Origin of the sequence: Streptomyces anandii JCM 4720 (assembly GCF_014650655.1) — a bacterium.
GTDB lineage: Bacteria > Actinomycetota > Actinomycetes > Streptomycetales > Streptomycetaceae > Streptomyces > Streptomyces anandii.
Map to the genome: position 1 here is coordinate 226,751 of NZ_BMVJ01000007.1, position 7,441 is coordinate 234,191.

4 protein-coding genes and 1 pseudogene are annotated in these 7,441 nt (G+C 69.8%); all 5 read right to left on the minus strand.

What is annotated here, in order from left to right:
* Positions 1-2,913: BREX-2 system adenine-specific DNA-methyltransferase PglX (gene pglX / locus IE249_RS15450; RefSeq protein ID WP_229858534.1), on the minus strand; the 2,913-nt coding region annotated here is incomplete at its 3' end.
* Between the two features lie 94 nt (positions 2,914-3,007).
* A complete protein-coding gene (locus IE249_RS15455) occupies positions 3,008-4,495 on the minus strand; it encodes a hypothetical protein (protein WP_189705392.1) in 1,488 nt (495 codons plus the stop codon).
* A complete protein-coding gene (locus tag IE249_RS39750) occupies positions 4,492-5,907 on the minus strand; it encodes a KGGVGR-motif variant AAA ATPase (RefSeq protein ID WP_189705393.1) in 1,416 nt (471 codons plus the stop codon). The genes IE249_RS15455 and IE249_RS39750 overlap by 4 nt, the downstream gene beginning before the upstream one ends.
* Complete coding sequence (locus tag IE249_RS15465; RefSeq protein ID WP_189705394.1) at positions 5,904-6,425, minus strand: hypothetical protein; 522 nt, start codon at positions 6,423-6,425, stop codon at positions 5,904-5,906. The genes IE249_RS39750 and IE249_RS15465 overlap by 4 nt, the downstream gene beginning before the upstream one ends.
* Before the next feature lie 29 nt (positions 6,426-6,454).
* A pseudogene (locus tag IE249_RS37365) lies at positions 6,455-7,441 on the minus strand (BREX system serine/threonine kinase PglW); the annotation flags it as partial.

Genomic DNA, 7,441 nt, shown 5'->3' on the forward strand with positions numbered 1-7,441 from the left:
GGGCCACTCGGATGAGGGGGGGATCTCGGTGACCGGAGTGGACTCGTGCCGGTCGAACCACGCGGTGTCGGCACCGCTGCGGGCGAGCGCGATCTCGAACGCGCGCTGGCCGAGCTCCAGTTGGGGTACATCGGCGTCGCTGAGGTCGGCCGGATCACCGGGCAGCGTGGTCCGGGCCACCTCGGCGGGCGTGAGCAGCCCGTACAGCCCGTACACCGTCCAGTCCAGCTCCTCCTGGAGCAGGATCATGCGGGCGCGGATCCGCTCCTGCTCGGCCTCAGCGGCGTCGAGGGCTTCGGGGGTGGGGGGTGTGGTGGAGGAGGCGGTGAGGGTGGTGGGCTCGTGGGCGGCCAGTTCTTGGGCATGGGTGTCTAGTTGGCGGGCGAGGGCCAGGGGGAGTTCGGAGGTGAGGGGGAATTCCTGTAGTCGTGTCGCATTGAACGCGTAGCGGTTCTCCCAGGCTTCGTCCTGCACTCCGCGGCCGATGCCGCTGCCGCCCTTGACATGGCTCACCTGCTTCATCCAGAAGCAGGCCACTGAAGAGTTCAGCGCCCCGAGCAACTCAAGGTGCCGCTCCTCGCTCGCGGTTTTAGGCAGCTTGATCACCGGCGCTGTGCGGTTGAACACCTTCCCACCCCGGTCCAGCACGAAGTGGTTGTGCGTGGCGACCTCGCCGTACGCGATCGACAGGGGCGTCCGCAGCTTGCTCGGATACAGCTCCTGCCACTCGTACCAGGCCATGCCGCGTTCCAGCATGGGAACGCCGAAACGCTTGCGTGAGGAGATGGCGGTCCGGTACGGCTCAAGCACGCGCTGCGAAGCACCGATTGCTTCCCAGGGCAGTGTCTTGAACTTCTTGTCGTACACCCACAGACAGTCGAACTCTGGACTGAGTGTGAAGTCGCGGATGGCCTCGCCGGTGACCATTTGGTAGGTCGCGGCGATGCCCAGTCGCGCAGCCGCGCCGTTGCGCGGCATGAGGTAGAGGTCGTCCTCCCCGGTGACAGATGTGATGCCGATCGATGTGGCGACATCACACAGCTTGTTCACTGCGGCAGCTTCGACTGTCGCCAAGAGCGGGCCCGCCCCACCACCACTGAGCGACCAAGGGTGCTCCGCAAATCTCCGCCGCTCCACATCTTCCACGCTCACCCACTCTTCGGGACCCACCCCTGGCTTCCGCCACTGCGAAACAATCGCCTGCCACACCTCCCCCCGCGCCGGATCCTCCGGAGGACTCGGCTCCCCCCGAACCCCCAGCACCGCCCGAACCGGCAGCGCCTGTCGAGGCCCCTGGTTCCGCCCCGCCAGAATCACCGTCGGCGTACCGTGCCCCGGAATGAACGCCCCCGACGTGTCCAGCACATGGGTCAGCTCCACGCCCGGGAAGTCCCGTCGGCGTCGCGTTTGCGGGTCCTTGTATGGGCCCCCGTGGAAGAACGACTCGATCAGCGTCGCCCCGAACTCCCGCTTCATGAACGAGTTGGCGGTGATCTGCCCGGTGAATCCACCGTTCCGTTCGTCACCGCTCGCCCGGACCGCCAGTTCGAAGATCCGCTGGGCGAACGGCACGGACAATGCGTACTTCCCTGAGCACGCCCAATAAATCTTGCGGTAGTTCTCGTTTTCCGCCTTGTCCTTCACCGTGATGTACGGCGGGTTCGCCACGACCACGTGGTACGAGCCGCGCCCCAGCAAGTCCGCTTCCTTCACGTACTGCGCCACGTCCTCCGTGCGGTACGTGAACGCCTCGCCCCGCTCGATGTCGTCGAACGTCGGGTCGGTCTCGCGGCCGGCCTCCCGCCCGTGCAGCAGGGAGTCGGCGACCGCGATGCGGATCGGCATCGACGGAGCCGCGGAGAGGCGGTCGACACCGCACTCCTTGAGCATCTCGACGAGCATGCGGAAGCGGGCAATGGAGACGGCGAAGGGGTTCTTGTCGGCGCCGTGGACGGACTCCAGGGTGCGGCGCACCAGCGTCCAGTTCTCCGTGCCGGGCTCCGCCTCGCGCCAGGCGGCGAGGATCCGGCGGAAGAGGCCGAGGAGGAAGTGACCGGAGCCGCAGGCGGGGTCGATGCAGCGCAGGCCGCGGACGACGGTGGTGAGGTTGCCGTTCTCGTCGATCTCCTCGGAGGTCTCGCCCCGCCACTCCTCGGGGACGTGCTTCCACACCGGGTCCAGGCCGAACTCCTCCAGCGCCGGGTCCAGGGTGAGGTCGAGGATGAACTCCTCGACGAACTCGGGAGTCTGGAGCAGCGCGTACGTCTTGCGGGCGTGCTCGGACAGGTGCTGGTAGAGGTCGCCGAGGAAGCGGGTGCGCAGCAGCGGGTCCTTGAAGTCGTGGCGGATGCGGCCGTCGGGACCGCGCTCGCGCCAGAAGGAGAGCAGGCGGGAGGCGGCGCCGTAGGAGGGGTCGAGTTCCCACAGCGGGTTGTGCGCCCGATCGAAGAGGCCCTCGGCGATCTCGTGCTCGCGGCCGAGCGCCCGGAAGGACTCCTTGAGCCAGTCGCGGTCGTTCAGCTCGGGGTGCTTGCGGAAGAACGCGTCGTGGTTGTCCTGCGCCTCGGCGAGCCTCTCGCCGGGTCCGGAGAGGCGGGCGTCGGGGACGAGGCCGTTGTCCTCACAGAAGCGGACGAAGACGCAGGCGAGGACCCAGGCGGCGGCGATCTGCACCACCCGCTCCTCCAGCCACTCCTCTTCCCGGACTTCGGTGCGACCTGCATGGACGGCTCGGTCATACTCGGCCCTCAGGGCCGCGGCCTGCTCGCTGTCCCCATGAGCGCGCTCACGCAGGTCTGCCTCCAGTAGCGCGACCTGCTTCTGGAGGTCCTTGAGCAGCGCGTCCTGGTCCAGCGGCGCGGCGGCCGGTGTGTCCGTCGCTTCGGCGGTCGTAGAGGCATCCTGGGAGGGCACCGGGGTGTTCCTTCGCTTCGGGTCTGCGGCGCGTGCTCTCGCGCCGGTCCGTCCATCCTGCCAGCCGGGACGGTGCGGCGGACCCACCGGGGAGCTACCGCTTGGCGACCGGGATCCCGCCGAGGCGGCCCAGGCCGAAGGCGAGGCGGTAGATGTCGGGCAGGTCGAGGAGGGAGTAGTCGTCCACGTTGTGGTCGCGGCGGCGCAGTACGCCGAGATCGATCAGCTCCTGGACCAGACGCGGCAGGTCGTCGGGGTGACGAGGGCCGGTGCGGACCAGTTCGGGGCGGTCGGCCTGGGCGTAGCGGGCGGTGTCCTCCCGCAGCAGCCGCGGGAGGTCGTGGTTCTTCCAAATGCTGATGATCTTTCCCTGGGGGAGGGGGACCTGGCAGCCCTCGAGCGGCTTTATTGCCAGCTCGACCCACGGGGTGTCCTCACAGATCTGGTCGACGCGGACCTCGGACGCCTCGCGGACCCCCCTGCGGATGGCGTCGTGGTGCAGGGCGCGGCTGTGCGCGGAGTACGAGGTGCGCGCCGTCTCGGCAGCCACGTCGAGGGCCTTGAGGAAGCTGCGCGGGCTGATCCGACCGTTGCTGTCCATCAGGTGGTTGGGCAGCCAGGTGTACGGGCGGCCCATGCGGACGTTCGTACCCATGAAAGGGTCGGCGATGCGCTCGAACAGCTGCTGCTGGGCCTTCTCGTCGTTGCGCAGGTCGGGCGGGGCCGCGTACCGCACCGACGTGCCGGTTCCGGAGAGCTGCCAGCCCCCTGTGAAACGACGGAACCGCTCGGCCGCCTCGTCGTCCTCGTTGCCCAGGTGGTGGAAGAGCAGCCCGTACAGGTCGGCGCGGGTCCACTCCAGGCGGGCCGCGTTCCCGGACAGTTTCGACGCGTCGGGGAAGAGCTGCTTGGCCGCGTCGAACATGTCGGGACGCAGGAACACCTTCAGCCGGATGCGGCGCGTGCCGAACCGCATCCGCATCGCCAGGCGGAGCAACTCGGCGATCATCCGGTTGCGGGTGTCCCAGTCGCTGTGCAGGTGCTCCAGGCCGTCGAAGACCAGCAGGTGCACCATGTCCTCGGCGGCGGCCTCCGCGTCCGCCCGCGCGAGGGTGGCCTCGGCCGGTCCGGCGTTGGCGCGCACCCAGGCGACGCGCTCCGCCCAGTCCTCCGTCGCCCACAGCTCGGGCTGTCCCAGGGCGGTGAGTAGGACGGCCTGCCAGATCTCCGCCGGGAGCGCGCCGCTGGCGAGCAGCGAGGGCAAGGCGAGGGGGCCCGGGTAGTGCAGCACGAAGTCCATGCCGTAGCCGGGCGTGACGCGCAGACGGTTCAGCCGGTTGATGCGGTACTCGCGGGCCGCCGCCGCGCGCAGTTCGGCGTCGAGCAGCGAGCGCGCCCAGAAAGTCTTGCCGACCCCACGGTCGCCCTGCACCACCGTGCTGTCCACGTACAACGCAGCGCGGTGCGCGTCCGGCATGTACAGGGTGTGCGGCTCGGGGGGCCGGGTGTCCGCGTCCACGGTGCCGTCCAGCGCGCGCGACAGTAGGTCGCGGTACTCACCGGGGGTCAGCGGCTCGGTCATGAGCGGTCGTCCTCGGACTCGGTGAACTCGGTGGACTCGGCGCCGGAATCCTGGGCCGCACCCGCCAGGATCAGCGGGACGGCCGTGTCCAGGAAGTCACGGTACGCGGCCTGGACGAAGGCACGCTCCTGCCAATCCGGGGAGTTGGGCACGTTCATCCCGACCAGGCCCGGCTCGAACAGGATCGGGATCGCGTAGTGAGGGGCGGAGTCGTCGTCCAGCTCCCAGGAGCCCTCCGCGGCGCCGGCGACTTCGTTCGGCGCGAGCGAGTCGTAGAGGACGCTGAACGTCGTATGGGCGTTCTGGCGGAAGGACTCAAGGTAGGTGTCCTTCGAGAAGTGCACCGAGTCCGGGACCATCGACGCCACCATGCGCAGCTTCTGCCGGATCGCCGGAGCCTGCCCGGAGGCCGCCCACGCCTCGAACAGGTCCCGGTAGCCCGACCACGTCTGGTCGTTGTCCGCGCCGAACAGCAGCGCGTAGTCGCACAGATGGGAGATGGTTACGGCCGCCACGTCGTGGATGCCCGCCCGGCTGTCGAGCAGCACCACGTCGGGCAGACGGCCGCTGTCGCTCCGTTCCACCGCCTCCTCGCAGGCACGGACCGTGGCGGCGAGGCGGTCGGCGAAACGGGCACCCTCCGTGTCGGCGTACACCCGGTTCAGCTTGTCCACGTACGCGTTGGGCACGCCCTCGGTCCCCGCGCCGCGCGCCGGGGCGATCCACAGCTCACCCCCCTCGCGCGGGGTGTACCTGGAGCGGGTCACGATCTCCAAGCCGTCCGCGTTGCCGAGCGCTGACTCCACCAGGTGGTCCACGACACCGTGCGTACACAGTGTGCCGTCCCCGAGCAGGAGTGGGCCCACACCGGGCGACTCCAGGTCGAGGTCGACGACCAGCACGATCAGCCCCTTGTCGGCGAGCCGGCGGGCGAGCACCGCGCCCGCCGTCGTGCGGCCGACACCGCCCTTGAACCCGTACAGGGCCGTGCGGCGGGGGCGAGGTGCCCCGCCGTCATCGGTGGCGGGGGGAGTGGTGACGTGGGACCATTCCTCGCCGACGACCGTGTTGTCGAGGAGCCGGATCGCGCCCGTCGTGCCGGTGGCTGCCGCGACCTCCAGGGTGCGGGACGATGACGTCAGCGTCTTCGGCAGGCGTGTGACCGAGGTCAGCACGAGCGGACGGTCCCCGCTGTAGCGGCCCAGCCGGCCGGTGAACGACTCCCGCCAGCGCTCGGCCTGTTCGTCGCCGGCCCCCTCACTCCGCTCGCCATCGTCCACGACCAGCGAGAACCTGCCGAGTACATCCCTTACCAGCAGGACGTCGAAGCCTTCCGCAGCCACCTCGCGGGCGAGGCCGAGGGCGGCCGGGCGCGCCTCGTCGAAGCGGATCGGTGCGTCGTAGAGGGTCATGGCAGCTTTCCGGTCAATTCCGCGTGCAGATGAAGGTCGTGGGCGAGTGTCGCGGCCTCCTGGCGGCGGGTCAGGAGAGCGGGGTCGAGGTAGGTCCCGTCGGTGTAACGGTCGCTGACGCGCCACTTTTCAAAATCCGCGGAGACCCTGTCCAGGGCTTCTGTGAGAGTGGGGCCGGAGCGTCCGTCGAGCAGCAGGGGGAGGGCCTCCCGTATCTCGTTTATGTGCCCCAGCCACTTGCGCTTCTTCTTGTCGTTCTCCTCGTCGGGGTCATCCCACCAGAGCCGGTTGTCCTCGAAGCCCTTGTTGTTCGTCATGGAAACCCCGTGCGGCCCGGCGAACTTCTTCAGCAGCGCCTTCATCAGGCACTCCACCGCGAGCCCGAATAATTGGTCCGCGTTGCACAGCCGTCCGTCGCCATAGAGGTAGGAGGCATCCTTGTAGTGCCGCTCCCCCGCGCAGGCGTAGTCCGGCTTCGTCTTCTTGCTTGCCTCGTCGTCCCCCACGACGCAGATCATATGGTCTCCGGCTGATCCGGCGTCAGCCGTCAGCTCGCCTCCAGGAGCCCCTCCAGCTCCTTCATGAACAGCCCCTCCAGGACCACCCACTCGCTCACCCGGTCCACCACGTCCACCGTGCGGCCGTCCAGTGCCGGGGTGGCCTGCGGGTCGTCCATGGGAACCAGCAGCCACAGACCGTGCGGCACGCCGGCCGGTCGGCGTGCCGCCTCCTGGAGCGACACCAGCAGCTCGCGGCCGCCCGCCTCCCAGTACCGGGCCACCAGGGAGGCCCGGTGGGCGAGGAGCACCGTGCGGGAGCCCGCCTGCTGGGCGAGCGTCGTGCAACGGGCGGCGACCCGCTCGGCGGCGAGTCGGGTGTAGGAGGCCAGCGCGGGCCCGATGCGGCCCGTGTCGGTGAACTTGGCGTCCGCCTTGAGCAGGGCACCCCACCGCACCTGCTGCTCGTCGGCCAGGGCCCGCAGGGCAGCCAGGAACAGCTCGTCCACATCGACCGGCAGCGCGTCGAACCGGGTGGCGAGGCGCTCGGCCGTGCCCGGCAGCTGGGCGCCCCGGACGGTGAGGGCGAGGAACCCGCCCCGGCGCACCGCCTCCTGAAGCCGCACCTCCATCACCCGGCGTGGGTCGCGGCCCTCGGCCAGCTGGCCCTGCGCGGCCTCGTACAGCGCGCCGGTGCTCGTGAGTACCGAGCCGGTGTAGGGCGGGCGGCTTTGCTCGGCGTCCCGCTCGGGCGGGAAGAAACGCCGCGTGTCCCGGTCGTACTCCAGCGGGAAGTGCGCCTCGGCCAGGGCTTCCTCCCAGTCCACGTACGTGACACCCGCGAGCGTGGCGAGGCCGGGGAAGCGGGACCTCACCCTGCTCAGCAGGTCGTCGGTGCCGATTCCGATCCCGGCACGCACCCTGGCCGCGGCCTGCGAGATCCGCAGCGCCCGGTCGAGGCTGAGGTCTAGGGGAAACAGTTCGAAACGCGGGGTGACGCCGACCGAGCCCGCCATGGCGGCGGCCAGGGTCAGCAG

What these genes read in the sequence shown, in the direction of transcription:
- IE249_RS15465 (WP_189705394.1), bottom strand. Translation starts at nt 6,425, where the DNA reads ATGATCTGCGTCGTGGGGGACGACGAGGCAAGCAAGAAGACGAAGCCG.
- IE249_RS15455 (WP_189705392.1), bottom strand. Translation starts at nt 4,495, where the DNA reads ATGACCGAGCCGCTGACCCCCGGTGAGTACCGCGACCTACTGTCGCGC.
- IE249_RS39750 (WP_189705393.1), bottom strand. Translation starts at nt 5,907, where the DNA reads ATGACCCTCTACGACGCACCGATCCGCTTCGACGAGGCGCGCCCGGCC.